The following is a 16,462-nucleotide window of genomic DNA, read 5'->3' on the forward strand; positions in this document are numbered from 1 at the left end:
GGCGCAAGTGCGCCTTTTTGTTAGAGTTCGTCTGCGTGTTTTGCAAGATATTCAGCAACACCTTCAGGGGTTGGCTTCATAGCCTCTTTACCTTTTTCCCACTCTGCAGGACATACTTCGCCATGCTCGTTAGCAAATTCCATGGCATCTACCATACGAATCATCTCATCGATGTTACGTCCAAGTGGAAGGTCATTGATAACACAGTGGCGAATAGTTCCATCTTTGTCTATTAAGAAACTTCCTCTAAGAGCTACGCCTGCTTCTTCTAGAAGCACATCATAGTCTCTTGCAATCTTTTTAGTAAGATCAGCTACAAGCGGATAGCGGATATTGCCGATTCCCCCTTTTTCTACTGGAGTATTTTTCCAAGCAAGGTGAGTGTAATGACTGTCTACCGAGCATCCTATTACATTGATACCTCTTTTTTGAAACTCTTCAAGTCTATGATCAAATGCTATGATTTCACTTGGACATACAAATGTGAAATCGAGAGGATAGAAGAAAAGAACTGCTCCTTTTTCTCCGATATTTTCATAGAGATTGAAGTTTTCATTGATTGTATTGTCTGGCATTACCGCCGGTGTAGTAAAATCTGGCGCTTTTTTAGTGACTAACATTGTCTCTCCTTTTGGATAATTATTTTCTATTGCAAAACATTTGTATGATAACAGCTTTTTACTAAAATAGCATTTAAAGAGGAGAGTTGAACTCATTTTGTTCAATTTAGTTAAGTGGAAAGTTTCCCTATTTCGCTATAATTGAGAAAAAAATTAAAGGAAAACTATATGGCAAGAGACTATCTCTTTACATCTGAGTCTGTAACTGAAGGGCATCCAGACAAAATGGCAGACCAGATCAGTGATGCTATATTAGATTATATTATTGATAAAGATCCAAATGCACGAGTAGCGTGTGAGACGTTGCTGAGCAACGGTTTTGCGGTCATTGCTGGTGAGCTCAAAACCACAGCCTATGCACCAATGCAAGATATAGTTAGAGAAGTGATTCGCGAAATTGGCTATACAGATGCACTCTATGGATTCGACTATCGTAGTGCTGGAGTGCTTAATGCTGTTGGAGAGCAGTCACCTGATATCAATCAAGGTGTCGATAAAGCAAGTGGTGAGATTGGTGCAGGTGACCAGGGGCTTATGTTTGGGTACGCTTGCAGGGAGACTGATGTTTTGATGCCGCTTCCTATTACGATGGCGCATCGACTCACCCAAGAGCTTGCTCATGCGAGAAAAGAAGGAGTATTGCCATTTTTGCGACCTGATGGTAAAGCACAAGTGACTGTGAGATATGTAGATGGTAAACCAAAAGAGATTAAAACGATTGTCATTTCTACGCAACACGATCCAGATGTGAGCTACAATCGTCTCAAAGATGCTGTCATAGAGGAGGTTGTGTATAAAGTAATTCCAAAAGAGCTTATTGCAGATGATATTGTCTATCATATTAACCCAACAGGACGCTTTGTCATCGGTGGTCCGCAAGGGGATGCGGGACTTACAGGACGTAAAATCATAGTTGATACCTATGGCGGTAGCTGTCCACATGGAGGAGGAGCATTTAGTGGCAAAGATCCAACTAAAGTGGATAGAAGTGGTGCATATGCTGCGCGCTATGTGGCCAAAAACCTCGTTGCAAGCGGAGTATGTGATAGAGTTACTATCCAGATAGCCTATGCTATTGGTGTAGTTGAGCCTGTATCAATTATGGTGGATACCCATGGAACTGGCAAAGTAGAAGATGAAAAAATCGAGCAGTGTGTACGAGCAATTTTTGATCTTACGCCAAAAGGGATTATCGAGTCACTCGATCTCTTGCGACCTATTTATAGACAGACTGCGGCATATGGCCATTTTGGGCGAGAACTCCCAGATTTTACGTGGGAGAAGACCGATAAAGCTGAAGAAATTGCAGACTACCTAAATGTAAGCAGACTTTAAAAAAAATTTGTTATAGTTTGATTGACAAACCAAAAAAGGAGTAGAAATGGCAGTAAAAATTACAGACATCTGTATTAACTGTGGAGCATGTATCGATGAGTGTCCGGTTGAAGCAATCGTAGATGATGATGATAATCCAACTGGAGAAGAGATTTACTACGTTTATCCAGATAAATGTGTAGAGTGTGTTGGTTATCATGACACTCCAGCATGTGCAGAAGCGTGCCCTACTGAGGGATGTATTGTTTGGGATGTGTGCCTCGAAGGTGCAACTTGCCGTGACGATGTTCCTCAAGAAGCTCGCGAAAACCACGCTCCAGTTATCGAATAATCTCCTTCGGGGCTTTTGCCCTGATTAACCCTTCATTTTAAACTTTACTTATGTTTTCTTTGCTATAATCTGCGTCTAAATTTATTATTGGGAGATACGATGGAGAGAACCCTTTCTATCATCAAGCCAGATGCAGTTGCAAAAAATGTTATCGGCAAAATCATCGATAGATTCGAAACTAATGGTCTGCGTATAGCTGCAATGAAAAAGATCAAACTCACACGAGAAGATGCAGCAAAATTTTATGAAGTGCATAAAGAAAGACCATTCTTCAATGATTTGGTAGAATATATGACAAGCGGTCCTGTAGTTGTTATGGTACTAGAGGGTGAAAACGCTGTGTCAAAAAATAGAGAACTGATGGGTGCAACTGATCCAAAAGAGGCTGCTCCTGGAACAATTAGAGCAGATTTTGCTGAGAGTATCGAAGCAAATGCAGTGCATGGAAGTGATAGTCTCGAAAATGCTCAAAAAGAGATCGCATTTTTCTTTGCACAAAGGGAAATTCTCTAATTGAAAATAGCATTCAAAAAGATTGGATTGCACAAAAAAGATGTGTTAATCCAAAAAGATGACCTTACCCTACATGGTTCAGTAGTGAGGGGGAAAGACTCTCTGGTCGATCTTGAGGGAACCTTACGAGGGAGTGTTGAAGTAGAATGTGCTAGGTGCGGGAAGAGCTTTTCAGTACCCATAGATGAACCACTTATATTGAAACTCAGTGATGGAGTATATAAAGGCTTTGATAACGAAGCAGATATCATTGAGTTTTATAATGGCAGTGTAGATATGCAAGAGCTAATCGATTCAGAGTATGAGTCGATACGGCTCGATTATCACATTTGTAATGAATGTAAACAGAAAGAAGGAGAATAATTATGGCAGTACCTAAGAGACGTGTAAGTAAAACAAGAGCAGCTAAAAGACGAACACACTACAAAATCAAACTTGCTCGCCCAGTAAAAGATAAAGATGGCACTTGGAAAATGCCGCACCATGTGAACCCAACTACAGGTGAATATAAAAGCTAAGCGATGTATAAGATCGCAATAGATGCTATGGGAGGGGACTTTGGTCCCTATCCAATTATCGAAGGAACTATTCTCGCACTTAAAGAGTACAATAATTTTGAAGCTATTCTTGTAGGTGATCCCCAAAAAATAAAACCTCTCATAAAAGATAAAAAGATCTATTCACGTGTCCATATTGTTGAAGCCACCGATGTCATTGGAATGGAAGAGCAAGCTACAGAAGCACTTAAGCGCAAAGAGAGTTCTATTTATAAAGCAGTCGATTTGGTGCGTAAAAAAGAGGCTGATGCAGTAGTCTCAGCTGGTCACAGTGGTGCAACTATGAGTTTAGCGACGCTACGTATTGGTAGACTCAAAAATGTATCACGTCCCGCAATTGCAACTCTCATGCCAACATACAAAAGGAAGAAGACACTTGTTTTAGATGTAGGTGCAAATGTAGATTGTAAGCCAGAGCACCTTTTCGAATTTGGAGTTATGGGAGAAGCGTATGCCAGCTCTATCATGCATATCGATAATCCAAGAGTAGGACTCCTCTCTAATGGAGAAGAGGAGACAAAAGGTAACGAGCTTACAAAGGCAACATTTAAGCTATTGCAAAAACTTCCCACATTCATTGGAAATGTTGAGGGCAATAATATCTTTGACGGTTCGGTAGATGTCGTAGTGACTGATGGCTTTACTGGCAATATTTTGCTTAAAACCAGTGAAGGTGTGGCTGGAGCTATTAGTAAACTGATGAAGCAAAATATAAAAAAGAGTCCTCTGAGTATGGCGGGGGCTTTGATGATGAAAAAAGTATTTCGATCTTTAAAAAAAGAGATAGATTATAGTGAATATGGTGGTGCACCTCTGATTGGGATCAAAGGATGTGCTATCATTAGTCATGGCAAAAGTACACCAAAAGCTATAAAAAATGCTATCAATCAAGCAATAAACTATGTCTCTTCAGATATAAATGATACAATTGAAAAACGATTAGAAGAGGTAATAATCAAAGGATAAGAATTGTACGCAGCTTTTCGATCTGTTGGAGCCTATGTTCCGCAAAAAGTCCTTACCAATCAAGATCTAGAGAAAATGGTTGATACAAGTGATGAGTGGATCACCAAACGAACAGGTATAAAAACACGCCATATCGCTGCGCATGATGAATCTACAAGTGATTTGGGATTCAAAGCAGCACTTGTAGCTATTGAGCGATCAGGGATTGCAAAAGAACAGATCGATATGATCGTGTGTGCGACAATTTCACCAGATTACCTCTGTATGCCTTCAACCGCTTGCATGATTGCCAAAAGACTTGATATTGCCAATATACCAGCTTTTGATATAAGTGCAGCTTGTAGCGGTTTTATTTATGCATTGGCTACTGCCAAATCTTTTATAGAATCTGGCATGGCTAAAAATATATTGATTATTGGTGCAGAAAAGCTGAGTGCTATTGTCGATTGGCAAGATCGCACTACATGTATCCTCTTTGGTGATGGTGCTGGGGCAGCTGTTATTAGTGCAACTGAGAATAGAGAAGAGGCAATCACTGATGTCCATATTGCTGCAGATGGAAAATACTATGACTATCTCATTACTCCTGGTTGCGGTACCAATAAACCCTGTTCACAGATTGCTCTTGAAGAGCGAGCATGCTTTATCAAGATGAAGGGGAATGAGACCTTTAAAGTAGCAGTAAAAACTCTTACAAATGATGTGCGAGATATTTTAGAAAAAAATAGTATTGATGCTAGTAGTATCACACACTTCATTCCTCACCAAGCCAACTATCGTATTCTCACTGCTGTAGCTTCTGCTCTTGGACTTTCATCTGAGCAGGTTGTCATGACTGTTGCAAAATATGGTAACACATCCTCAGCTTCCATTCCAATGGCAATGAATGATATCTATGAAGAGGGGAAACTCAAAAGAGGCGATATGATGCTTCTTGATGCCTTTGGTGGCGGCTTTACTTGGGGAAGTGCCCTTGTTCCATTTGCTGGCAATTAATCTCCTCCCTTGACAACGCATCCAAACTTTGGCATAATCACGATCCTCATTTGGGAGAGAGGCTGTTTGGGCTTTGCGATCTTTTTAGGGAATGAGAGTTAAAAAGAGATCTACTAAAAGACCTCTTGACAAGTAAAGAGAAATGAGATAGAATTCTCGCCTTTAAAAAAAGAAGAGGGCAAGAGGAGCTCTTGACAAAGAGTGATGAATTTGGCATAATTTCAGTCCTCGAAAAAAGAGTTCAAATCACTTATCTTGAGTGAAGATGAGTGAGAGAGTTCTTTATAAGAAATTGATCTTTGACAACTAGACAGAGTCGAGCTCCTTTGAGTAAAAGTGAAATAGGATTTGACTCCTTAATACAGTAAAAAGTATTTATGGAGAGTTTGATCCTGGCTCAGAGTGAACGCTGGCGGCGTGCCTAACACATGCAAGTCGAGCGAGAACGGCTCAATGATCCCTTCGGGGTGAATTGAGTGTCAGCTAAGCGGCGCACGGGTGAGTAACACGTAGCTAACCTGCCCCATAGCGGGGGATAACAGCCCGAAAGGGCTGCTAATACCCTATACACCTTCTGCACATAAGTGCAGTTGTGGAAAGCGATTGAGCGCTATGGGATGGGGCTGCGGCCTATCAGCTAGTTGGTGGGGTAACGGCCTACCAAGGCAATGACGGGTAGCTGGTCTGAGAGGATGATCAGCCACACTGGAACTGAGACACGGTCCAGACTCCTACGGGAGGCAGCAGTGGGGAATATTGCGCAATGGGGGAAACCCTGACGCAGCAACGCCGCGTGGAGGATGACGCCCTTCGGGGTGTAAACTCCTTTTGCAGGGGAAGAAGATGACGGTACCCTGCGAATAAGCACCGGCTAACTCCGTGCCAGCAGCCGCGGTAATACGGAGGGTGCAAGCGTTACTCGGAATCACTGGGCGTAAAGGGCGCGTAGGCGGCTTAGTAAGTTGGATGTGAAAGCCCACAGCTCAACTGTGGAACTGCGTCCAAAACTGCTAGGCTAGAGTCCGGGAGAGGCAGATGGAATTGGTGGTGTAGGGGTAAAATCCGTAGAGATCACCAGGAATACCTATTGCGAAGGCGATCTGCTGGAACGGTACTGACGCTGAGGCGCGAAAGCGTGGGGAGCAAACAGGATTAGATACCCTGGTAGTCCACGCCCTAAACGATGGATGCTAGTCGTTGGGGTGCTAGTCACCCCAGTGATGCAGCTAACGCAATAAGCATCCCGCCTGGGGAGTACGGCCGCAAGGCTAAAACTCAAAGGAATAGACGGGGACCCGCACAAGCGGTGGAGCATGTGGTTTAATTCGAAGATACGCGAAGAACCTTACCTGGGCTTGACATCCCCGGAACCCTCCAGAGATGGAGGGGTGCCCCCTTATGGGGGAGCCGGGTGACAGGTGCTGCACGGCTGTCGTCAGCTCGTGTCGTGAGATGTTGGGTTAAGTCCCGCAACGAGCGCAACCCTCGTCCTTAGTTGCCAGCACTTCGGGTGGGCACTCTAAGGAGACTGCCCGGGTAACCGGGAGGAAGGTGAGGATGACGTCAAGTCATCATGGCCCTTATGCCCAGGGCGACACACGTGCTACAATGGCGCGTACAGAGAGAGGCGATACCGCGAGGTGGAGCAAATCTCTAAAGCGCGTCCCAGTTCGGATTGCAGTCTGCAACTCGACTGCATGAAGTCGGAATCGCTAGTAATCGCGGATCAGCCATGCCGCGGTGAATACGTTCCCGGGTCTTGTACTCACCGCCCGTCACACCATGGGAGTTGAGCTCACCCGAAGCCGGGGGACCGACCCGTTAAGGGAGGACCCCCGTCGACGGTGGGCTCAGCGACTGGGGTGAAGTCGTAACAAGGTAACCGTAGGAGAACCTGCGGTTGGATCACCTCCTTTCTAGAGTGATGATCCAAAGATTAGGTTCTTTGGATAAAAGGGGTTTAGGGAGTATCACGACTCTCTAAGCCTGGGGAGCTCGCTCTGTCTAGTTGTGAGAGATCAAAGAGGTTCTTTGAAAAGATAAAGTGGAGTTAAGAAGAGCTAAGAGGAGCCCTTATCAGGGGCGAGCTTTAAATGGGCCTGTAGCTCAGGTGGTTAGAGCGCACCCCTGATAAGGGTGAGGTCAGAGGTTCAAGTCCTCTCAGGCCCACCATATTGAGAGAGTCTTGCACAAACTCTTTCGCTCACGTACTACAAGGTACGCTACGCAAAAGAGTTTGCACAATTCACTACTCAACCAGGAAATGGGGTCTTAGCTCAGCTGGGAGAGCGCCTGCCTTGCACGCAGGAGGTCACCGGTTCGATCCCGGTAGACTCCACCAGGATAAAAGCACGTAGTTGGGAGTGTAAGAGAGATTACATTGCCGACTGCGTGCCTTGCACGGGAGGAGCGTAAAGCAAACGACAACTGCTTGTCGTTTGTAGCTCCGCACGGCGATGCGTATATGCGCGAGCGAAGCGAGTGCATAGTATACGCCAGTGGGAGGTCACCGGAAGGGTCCTCGGTAGACTCCACCAGGACGAAGTTTAAAATAAGCTCTAAAGGGATTTAGGGTTTATTTTAGACTTTAGGTCTAAGGGATATTTGACAACTCATTGTTCATAGATAAAGCACAAGTAAGGCTGTCTTACTCAAGAGTAGTTGAGTAAGGCGGCGGTGCGTCTTAGAGTAGGTGTAAGCTACAAAGGGCGTACGGTGGATGCCTAGGGTGATGGAGGCGATGAAGGACGTGCTAGGCTGCGAAAAGCCTCGGGGAGCTGCCAAGAAGCGTTGATCCGGGGATTTCCGAATGGGGCAACCCGGCTGGCAGAGATGCCAGTCACCGGCGTAAGCCGGGGCGAACCCGGGGAAGTGAAACATCTCAGTACCCGGAGGAGAAGAAATCAACCGAGATTCCCCTAGTAGCGGCGAGCGAACGGGGAGTAGCCCGCCTCTGTGTAGCCTATACTATAGCCGAAGTGTCTGGAAAGGCACACCATAGAGGGTGATAGTCCTGTAGGCGAAATGGTATAGGTGGGACTAGGCAGAGGCCTAGCGAGTAGGTCGGGACACGTGTTATCCTGACTGAAGATGGGGGGACCACCCTCCAAGGCTAAATACTACCATCACACCGATAGTGCACAAGTACCGTGAGGGAAAGGTGAAAAGAACCCCAGTGAGGGGAGTGAAATAGAACCTGAAACCGTATGCCTACAATCATTCGGAGCCCTATGTTCTTCGGAACAGGGTGACGGACTGCCTTTTGCATAATGAGCCTGCGAGTTGTGGTCAGTGGCGAGGTTAAGCGCACGCGAAGCCGTAGCGAAAGCGAGTCTGAAGAGGGCGAATAAGTCACTGGCTGCAGACCCGAAGCCGGGTGATCTATCCATGGCCAGGCTGAAGTGGGGGTAAGACCCCATGGAGGGCCGAACCAGTGGAGGTTGAAAACTCCTTGGATGAGCTGTGGATAGGGGTGAAAGGCCAAACAAACTCGGTGATAGCTGGTTCTCTGCGAAATATATTTAGGTATAGCCTCAGGAAGTAGCACGAGGGGGTAGAGCACTGATAGGGCTAGGGCCCCACACAGGGGTACCAAACCCTGTCAAACTCCGAATACCTCGTGTGGTATCCTGGGAGTCAGGCGTAGGGTGATAAAATCCTATGTCGAGAGGGGAACAACCCAGACTGCCGACTAAGGTCCCCAAGTTGTGACTAAGTGGAAAACGATGTGGGGCTGCATAGACAACCAGGAGGTTGGCTTAGAAGCAGCCATCCTTTAAAGAAAGCGTAACAGCTCACTGGTCTAGCGGCCCTGCGCGGAAAATATAACGGGGCTAAGTCACACACCGAAGTCGCAGGTGCATACTGGAGTATGCGCGGTAGCAGAGCGTTCCAGTCGGCGTTGAAGCTGTACCGGTAAGGAGCAGTGGAGCGGCTGGAAGTGAGCATGCAGGCATGAGTAGCGATAAAAGTGGTGAGAATCCACTTCGCCGAAAACCCAAGGTTTCCTACGCGATGCTCGTCAACGTAGGGTTAGTCGGGTCCTAAGCCGAGTCCGAGAGGGGTAGGCGATGGGAAATCGGTTAATATTCCGATACCTACTTACTACAAGGCGATGGAGGGACGCTTAGGGCTAGCCGGGGTCCGTGATGGAATACGGGCTCGAAGGGTGTAGGCTGCTGGGTAGGCAAATCCGCCCAGCGCGAGGCCGAGACCCGACAGGCCCCCAAAGCCCTTCGGGGCGGCGGGGGAACCGGTGATGCCGTCGAGCCGAGAAAAGCTTCTAAGCCGTTTGAGTAGTAAGTAGCCCGTACCGTAAACCGACACAGGTGGGTGAGATGAGTATTCTAAGGCGCGCGGAAGAACCCTGGTCAAGGAACTCTGCAAACTGGCACCGTATCTTCGGTATAAGGTGTGCCCGTAGTAGGTGAAGGCCCTCGCGGCCGGAGCCGAGGCGGGTCGCAGCGAAGCGCTCCATCCGACTGTTTACCAAAAACACAGCACTATGCTAACTCGTAAGAGGATGTATATGGTGTGACGCCTGCCCGGTGCCGGAAGGTTAAGGGGATCGCTTAGCCCGTAAGGGCGAAGGCGTGAACCGAAGCCCCGGTAAACGGCGGCCGTAACTATAACGGTCCTAAGGTAGCGAAATTCCTTGTCGGTTAAATACCGACCTGCATGAATGGCGTAACGAGATGGGGGCTGTCTCGACCAGGGATCCGGTGAAATTGTAGTGGAGGTGAAAATTCCTCCTACCCGCGGAAAGACGGAAAGACCCCGTGGACCTTTACTACAGCTTGGTACTGCCATCGGGATGAGGATGTGCAGGATAGGTGGGAGGCTGCGAAGCCCGGGCGCCAGCTCGGGTGGAGCCGTCCTTGAGATACCACCCTTCCTCATTCTGATGGCTAACTCGCTGGTGTTAACCACCAGGAGGACAATGCCTGGCGGGTAGTTTGACTGGGGCGGTCGCCTCCTAAAGAGTAACGGAGGCTTACAAAGGTTGGCTCAAAGCGGTTGGAAATCGCTTGGAGAGTATAAAGGCATAAGCCAGCCTGACTGTGAGAGAGACAACTCGAGCAGAGACGAAAGTCGGTCTTAGTGATCCGGTGGTTCTGAGTGGAAGGGCCATCGCTCAAAGGATAAAAGGTACCCCGGGGATAACAGGCTGATCTCCCCCAAGAGCTCACATCGACGGGGAGGTTTGGCACCTCGATGTCGGCTCATCGCATCCTGGGGCTGGAGCAGGTCCCAAGGGTATGGCTGTTCGCCATTTAAAGCGGTACGCGAGCTGGGTTCAGAACGTCGTGAGACAGTTCGGTCCCTATCTTCCGTGGGCGTAGGAAGGCTGAGGAGAGCTGACCCTAGTACGAGAGGACCGGGTTGGACGTGCCACTGGTGTACCGGTTGTCCCGCCAGGGGCATCGCCGGGTAGCTATGCACGGAACGGATAACCGCTGAAGGCATCTAAGCGGGAAGCCGACTCCAAGATGAGCCTTCCCTGAAGGACGGTGGAAGACTACCACCTTGATAGGCTGGGTGTGTAAGCGCAGCAATGCGTTTAGCTGACCAGTACTAATAGTCCGATTGGCTTACAAGATTAATTAATCAAAAAAAAGACGCACCGCCGCCTTACTGAGCTACTCGCTTTATCTATGAGCAGTGAGTTGGAGATCTTTTGCACTACTCTTGCAAAGACAAGAGAAGTAAGTCTTTAAAAAAAGATTTACTTCTCTTGTCCTGGTGCCTATAGAGCGGAGGAAACGCCTAGCTCCATTTCGAACCTAGAAGCTAAGCTCCGCATCGCTGATGATACTGCACCCCTCGGGTGTGGAAAAGTAGGTCGGCGCCAGGCCAAGGGTTATACTTCTATGAACTCTTCTTCATTAATCTCAAAAAATTACTATTGTGGCATTTTTCTGATTAAAGTCTGTTCACCTCTAAGAGATTGTGGAATCATAAAATTTACCAAAGCAACAATTATTCCTGTAGAGATTATTACATTGTAATCATACGTAATTTCTAATACTGCAATGACTGCTGTAAGAGGCAACTCCATAATAGTTCCCATGAATACCGATGCTCCAATTGCTGCATAGTAGAATGGCTCAATAAAAAATCCTAAAGAGACCATCACTTCACCAAATCCATAGCCTATAAGTGCTCCAATGCTCATGAGTGTAATAAAGAGTACTCCTATGGCATTTGCATATATAGATATTGTAGTTGCAATAATTCTGTGTAAAATAGTTACTATTAACAGAGTTATCGAGATATGCACTTTGTCATTAATAAGATAGTTGACAAGCTCGTGGCCTGAAAAGGTAGCATATGGAGCTATGAAAAATAGTGTACCAATTGTCCCACTACCTATGAGAGCAAAAATGATGTTCCTATGTTTTTCAAATCTATTTGTGATAAATATATTGATAGTGTAGAATTTTGTATTTGAGTATAAAGTAGAGATAGACAAAAAATAGAATTACAAAAATAAAGAGAATGTCTCTAAATATATATTTGATATAGAGGTTTTTCCCGCGAGTATTCAAAAATTGTGGGCTCTTAAAAGTTGATTGCAATAGCAAAAGCAAGTACACTTGCTACTATCATATAGCCTATATAGTTTTTGACAAAAATATATGCAATATTTTCAAGTGCAGAAGCAATCCCTGTGAGTGGTTAGACAAAAATTGCTGCTATACCGCTACTTGCACCGACACTTAGCATAATTCGGATAAGTTTTTTAGGAAGTTGGAAGAGAGAGTGAAGTTTTTGCCCTATTATAGCATCTATAATCGCAGATGGTCCTTCGTCGCCTATTGCAAATCCACTTAGCTATAGATAATGATGAAGCTAAGACTTTTAAAAAGATGCTTTTTATACTCATTGTAAATCTGTTCTGTTCGACTGCTGTTGCAATCTCTTCCACACCATACTCTTTGTTAGATGGATCCTTAGATATAAGGTTATTGACAAAGAGAATTGTAAGTGTTGGCACTAGATAGAGATACCATATTGGCAGATGAGGAATGGGTTTCATATGGATTGCCAAAATAGAAAAGAAATGCAAGTATTTGACTAAGTAGTCCATAAAGAGTAATCAGTATACCACTAATAAGGCCGGTAAGTATGGAAGCGGTAAGAAATTTTATAAGCATCGCAAGTTTCTCCTAAGTTTTTCTTTTTTGTTCAAACAATTGTTATACTATAACAAAAATATTTTAAAGGTTTGGGATGCGCTAACTAATAGAAAAAATCAATAATGAAGTTATGTAGGTTGGTGTCAGGTAAGAGATTTTCCTCATTTAAAACCTCCTAAATAATTAATCGAAACAATCGAACAACAAATGATATATAATTGCATATAATCTTAATTGGAGTTTTTATGCTACAAATTAAGTCTTATACACCCAGAAAGTCTTTTTCACCTCTTTATGCAAAGAAGAGTATTACAGAAGATGAGCTATCGCAATTTGATCAAATATTGGAACGTTATATAGATAGTCTTCACACACAATTACAGATGAAACAGACAGAGCCTGTGATGGTTTCTACTGTATTGCAACCATTTTTTGAATCGTTAGGTTATAAAGCACAAAGTTATTCTCAAAAAGGACATAGTGGCATTGATCTTGCATTGATGAAAGAGGATAAACCAGCAGTTATTATCGAAGCCAAAAAGCCTCATTCTATGAATATGATTTCACAAACTAATTCAAACAAAAAAGCTTTGCACGAAGCTATTCTCTACTATATGCGAGAGCGTGATCAAGGAAATTTTACTCTTTTTCACATTATTATAACCGATTTTTTCTCATGGTTCATTTTTGATGCTAAAGAGTTTGACAAATATTTTTGGCAAAACAAGGCGATACGAAAAATATATGATAATGTAAAAAGTCCAATAATGCTTGTTGATAAAACAGAAGAGTTTTATACTTTGCTACAAAAAGAGTTAAATAATCAAGATATTATTTTGGAAGCTACTTATGTAGATTTGAAGAAACCTCTCAATAAAAATCAAAAAGTAGCTCTTTGTAAGCTTTTTTCTCAAGAGAAACTTCTAAAAGAGTTTAATCCTAATGATGCTAATAGACTCGATAGAGGATTTTATAATGAGTTGCTTTACTTATTAGGACTAGAAGAACAAAATATAGGCGGCAAGAAGATTATAGCCCGTGCCAAAAAGCCACACATGGCATCTTTATATGAAAATACTGCCAGAAACCTTGAATTTGCTGGATATAATCCAGATTTTGAGACAGTATTGCAACTCATGATAATTTGGATGAACCGCGTTTTGTTTTTGAAACTTCTTGAAGCGCAACTGCTTAAGTGGAATAATGGAAATAAGCGATACAAGTTTCTCAATATTCAAACTATCAAAGATTTTGATGTTTTAAAAATCTTCTTTTTTGATATTCTTGCTAGAGCACAGGACCAAAGAGTTCACAAAGAGTATGATCATATTCCATATCTCAATTCATCACTTTTCGAAATATCATCAGTCGAGAAGCAATTTATTGATATTTCCAATCTTGAAGATAATTGTGAACTGCCTTATTACTCTAAAACAGTTTTGCGTGATGAGAGTGGAAAAAGGCGTAAGGGAAAGTGCAATTTTCTTCAGTATCTTTTCGAGTTTCTCGATGCATACGACTTTTCTAGTGAAGGCAAGGAAGAGGTTACGCATAATAATAAAACGCTCATCAATGCTGCGGTTTTGGGGCTTATTTTTGAAAAACTTAACGGATATAAAGAGGGAAGCTACTATACACCAAGCTTTGTGACAATGTATATGGCACGAGAGGCGATCGAGAGAGCTATTGTAGAAAAATTTAATCAGCTCAAAGGTTGGAAATGTAAAACACTTGCAGATATCGATGAAAAAGTTGAAGACAAAAAAGAGGCAAATCGGATAATTGATTCTCTTACTATATGTGACCCGGCTGTTGGAAGTGGTCACTTTTTGGTTTCTGCTTTGAATACGATTTTAGCTATCAAGAGTGAATTGCGTCTTTTGTATGATACCGAGGGTAAGCGCATCAAAGACTATACTCTAGAAGTAGAGAATGATGAGTTGATAATTAGAGATGATGAGGGGGAGATATTTGAGTATCGACGAAATTCTCAAGAGGGATTTCGCATACAGCGAGCAATATTTGAAGAGAAAAAGAGAATTATCGAAAACTCTCTTTTTGGTGTAGATATCAATCCTAATGCAGTACATATTGCAAGACTTCGCCTTTGGATCGAGCTACTAAAGCATAGTTACTATGATGAAAATGGGCATCTTGTCACAATGCCAAATATCGATATTAATATAAAAGTTGGTAATTCTTTGGTAAGCAGGTATGGCCTCCATGAAGAGATAACAATTCCTAATATCCGTCATAAAGTAGAAGAATACAAAAAGCTTGTTCGCCAATACAAAGAAGGTGCTTTTGATATCACAAAAGAGCAGATGCAGCAAGTCATTGAAGAGATCAAAGCGATGTTTGGTTTAATACTACAAAAGCAGCATAAAGTGATGCAAAACTATAAAAATCTTCTCTATGAGTATGTCAAGGAGTTTGGGTTAGAGGGCTTGAGTCGCGATATGCAGCTTGATGCTTTGGAGTTTAACTATGGGCAGCATGCGCGGCTTTTTGATGATGAAATGGATGAAAAAAAGCTTCAAGATCGCGAGAAGATGTGCAGGAAAATCGAGGAAGCCTATAAAAAGATTGAAGAGATCCGATTTGGCAGAATTTATGAAAATGCATTTGAGTGGCGTTTTGAGTTTCCAGAAATATTGGATGATGAGGGAAATTTTGTAGGATTTGATGTGATACTTGGGAATCCACCATATATTTTAGAAGATGAGAATAAAAAAGCCTTTGATGGTTTGCATTTTACAGAGTGCTATCAAGGCAAAACAGATATTTGGCATCTTTTTACATGTCGTGCTATTGATATAACAAAAGATAATGGCTATATCAGTTTTATTGCAAAAAACCAGTGGCTTGAGAGTAGTGCAGCATCGAAAATGCGTAGAAAAATATATGATAAAACCGAAATAGTATCTCTCATAGATTTTGGTCCCAATATGATTTTTGATGAAGCTAGTCAGCAAACAATGATCTTTTTACTCCAAAAACATACTGTACCAAAACACTCTATTCACTTTATAAAATTTACAAAAAAATTGCCTTTAGAAAAACTTTCCGCCTTACTATTAGCAGGCTTGCAAAAGAGTGAGGAAGAGGGTGTAATAGAAGGAGAAAAAGAGATACCAAGCTCTATGAGTGAGCGGGAGAATTTGAAATTTTCTTCACAAAAGGTTGAAGAGATTCTTAAAAAAATAGAAGCGCGTACAAATTTTCGTTTTAATCCTAAAAAGGAGATAATTCAAGGAATCATAGGAGGGCCTGATGAGGCATTTATCGTAGATGCAAATATGTTGGATAGATTTACTGATGATGAGAAAAAATATTTGCGCAATTTTCATACAAATACACAAAAGTATTATGCACCACCGAGTAAAAAATATATTATTTATCTTAGTGCCAAAAATTTTCAAGGGACAATCGATAACTATCCTAACATAAAAACTTTTTTTGAAAAGAACAAAGAACTATTAAGGGAAAAGAAGCAAAAATACAAAACCCCTCACAAACCATATTTTTTCTTGCATAGAGAGAGGGATGAATCATTTTTTATGAAAGGTCCTAAAATTGTATGGGAGAAGAGAACGAAAGGAAGATCGTTTACTTACACTGAAGAACCTTTTTATGGCTCAGCCAATCTCTTTTTTATAAAATCAAACCGAGTTGATCTTAAATTTCTCACTGCTTTGCTCAATTCTAAACTTTTCTATTTTTATATGCATGAGAGGCTGAAGCATAATGGAGATCTCCTTCAGATAGATAAAAACCAATTTATGAAGATACCTCTTTATGTGCCAAAAAACATGAGTGAATTTGATGAAATTGTAGATGCTATTATCCAAAAGAAAAAAGCGGGAGAGGATACAAAAGAGCTTGAAGATAAAATCGATGCAATGATTTATGATCTTTATAATCTTACGCAAGAGGAAAAAGAGCTTATAGAAAAAAGTGTAGCACAGTGATAGCAATTAATCTCTGTCGCTAACTTTTTTATAC

Annotated in this window: 12 protein-coding genes, 2 tRNA genes and 3 rRNA genes; 13 read left to right on the forward strand and 4 right to left on the reverse strand. The window is 42.9% G+C overall.

From position 1 onward, the window contains the following. Positions 1-20: 20 nt before the first annotated feature. Positions 21-620 carry a peroxiredoxin gene (locus tag JG734_RS02215; RefSeq protein WP_201333410.1) on the reverse strand — a complete coding sequence of 200 codons (600 nt, stop codon included), beginning with the start codon at positions 618-620 and terminating at the stop codon, positions 21-23. 168 nt (positions 621-788) lie between these two features. Here JG734_RS02215 and metK point away from each other — a divergent pair, with 168 nt between their 5' ends. From metK to rrf, 12 genes are all read left to right on the forward strand, one after another. Further along, complete coding sequence (metK, locus tag JG734_RS02220) at positions 789-1,955, forward strand: methionine adenosyltransferase (protein ID WP_201333411.1); 1,167 nt, start codon at positions 789-791, stop codon at positions 1,953-1,955. Positions 1,956-2,001: 46 nt separating this feature from the next. After that, a complete protein-coding gene (locus JG734_RS02225; protein ID WP_201333412.1) occupies positions 2,002-2,286 on the forward strand; it encodes a 4Fe-4S dicluster domain-containing protein in 285 nt (94 codons plus the stop codon). Positions 2,287-2,385: 99 nt separating this feature from the next. Beyond that, positions 2,386-2,799, forward strand: a complete 414-nt coding sequence (gene ndk, locus JG734_RS02230; protein WP_201333413.1) for a nucleoside-diphosphate kinase — start codon at positions 2,386-2,388, stop codon at positions 2,797-2,799. Continuing rightward, on the forward strand, positions 2,800-3,162 hold the full coding sequence (locus tag JG734_RS02235) for a DUF177 domain-containing protein (protein WP_201333414.1): 363 nt from the start codon (positions 2,800-2,802) through the stop codon (positions 3,160-3,162). A gap of 2 nt (positions 3,163-3,164) precedes the next feature. After that, the gene (gene rpmF / locus JG734_RS02240; RefSeq protein WP_201333415.1) at positions 3,165-3,317 is read left to right on the forward strand and encodes a 50S ribosomal protein L32; all 153 of its coding nucleotides are present in this window, start codon (positions 3,165-3,167) and stop codon (positions 3,315-3,317) included. A gap of 3 nt (positions 3,318-3,320) precedes the next feature. Beyond that, positions 3,321-4,322, forward strand: coding sequence for a phosphate acyltransferase PlsX (plsX, locus tag JG734_RS02245; protein ID WP_201333416.1), 1,002 nt, complete (start codon positions 3,321-3,323; stop codon positions 4,320-4,322). A gap of 3 nt (positions 4,323-4,325) precedes the next feature. After that, a complete protein-coding gene (locus JG734_RS02250; RefSeq protein WP_201333417.1) occupies positions 4,326-5,318 on the forward strand; it encodes a beta-ketoacyl-ACP synthase III in 993 nt (330 codons plus the stop codon). 374 nt (positions 5,319-5,692) lie between these two features. Then, a 16S ribosomal RNA gene (locus JG734_RS02255) occupies positions 5,693-7,234 on the forward strand. Positions 7,235-7,413: 179 nt separating this feature from the next. Next, a tRNA-Ile gene (locus tag JG734_RS02260) sits at positions 7,414-7,490 on the forward strand. A 93-nt stretch (positions 7,491-7,583) separates the two neighbouring features. Beyond that, positions 7,584-7,659: transfer RNA gene (locus tag JG734_RS02265), tRNA-Ala, on the forward strand. A gap of 351 nt (positions 7,660-8,010) precedes the next feature. Then, positions 8,011-10,917, forward strand: a 23S ribosomal RNA gene (locus JG734_RS02270). Positions 10,918-11,056: 139 nt separating this feature from the next. Continuing rightward, positions 11,057-11,172 (forward strand): 5S ribosomal RNA (gene rrf, locus JG734_RS02275). Together the 16S, 23S and 5S rRNA genes with 2 tRNA genes alongside form the textbook arrangement of a ribosomal RNA operon. A gap of 48 nt (positions 11,173-11,220) precedes the next feature. Here rrf and JG734_RS02280 read toward each other — a convergent pair. From JG734_RS02280 to JG734_RS09430, 3 genes are all read right to left on the reverse strand, one after another. After that, positions 11,221-11,790, reverse strand: a complete 570-nt coding sequence (locus JG734_RS02280; RefSeq protein ID WP_201333418.1) for a chloride channel protein — start codon at positions 11,788-11,790, stop codon at positions 11,221-11,223. Positions 11,791-11,996: 206 nt separating this feature from the next. Further along, the gene (locus JG734_RS09530; RefSeq protein WP_370583629.1) at positions 11,997-12,113 is read right to left on the reverse strand and encodes a hypothetical protein; all 117 of its coding nucleotides are present in this window, start codon (positions 12,111-12,113) and stop codon (positions 11,997-11,999) included. Beyond that, the gene (locus JG734_RS09430; protein WP_236587007.1) at positions 12,061-12,357 is read right to left on the reverse strand and encodes a hypothetical protein; all 297 of its coding nucleotides are present in this window, start codon (positions 12,355-12,357) and stop codon (positions 12,061-12,063) included. The genes JG734_RS09530 and JG734_RS09430 overlap by 53 nt, the downstream gene beginning before the upstream one ends. Before the next feature lie 345 nt (positions 12,358-12,702). Between JG734_RS09430 and JG734_RS02290 the strand changes: the two genes are divergently transcribed. Further along, positions 12,703-16,428, forward strand: coding sequence for an N-6 DNA methylase (locus JG734_RS02290; RefSeq protein WP_201333419.1), 3,726 nt, complete (start codon positions 12,703-12,705; stop codon positions 16,426-16,428). Positions 16,429-16,462 lie beyond the last annotated feature (34 nt).

The organism is Nitratiruptor sp. YY09-18 (assembly GCF_016593235.1).
In the GTDB taxonomy this organism is placed as follows: Bacteria; Campylobacterota; Campylobacteria; order Campylobacterales; family Nitratiruptoraceae; genus Nitratiruptor.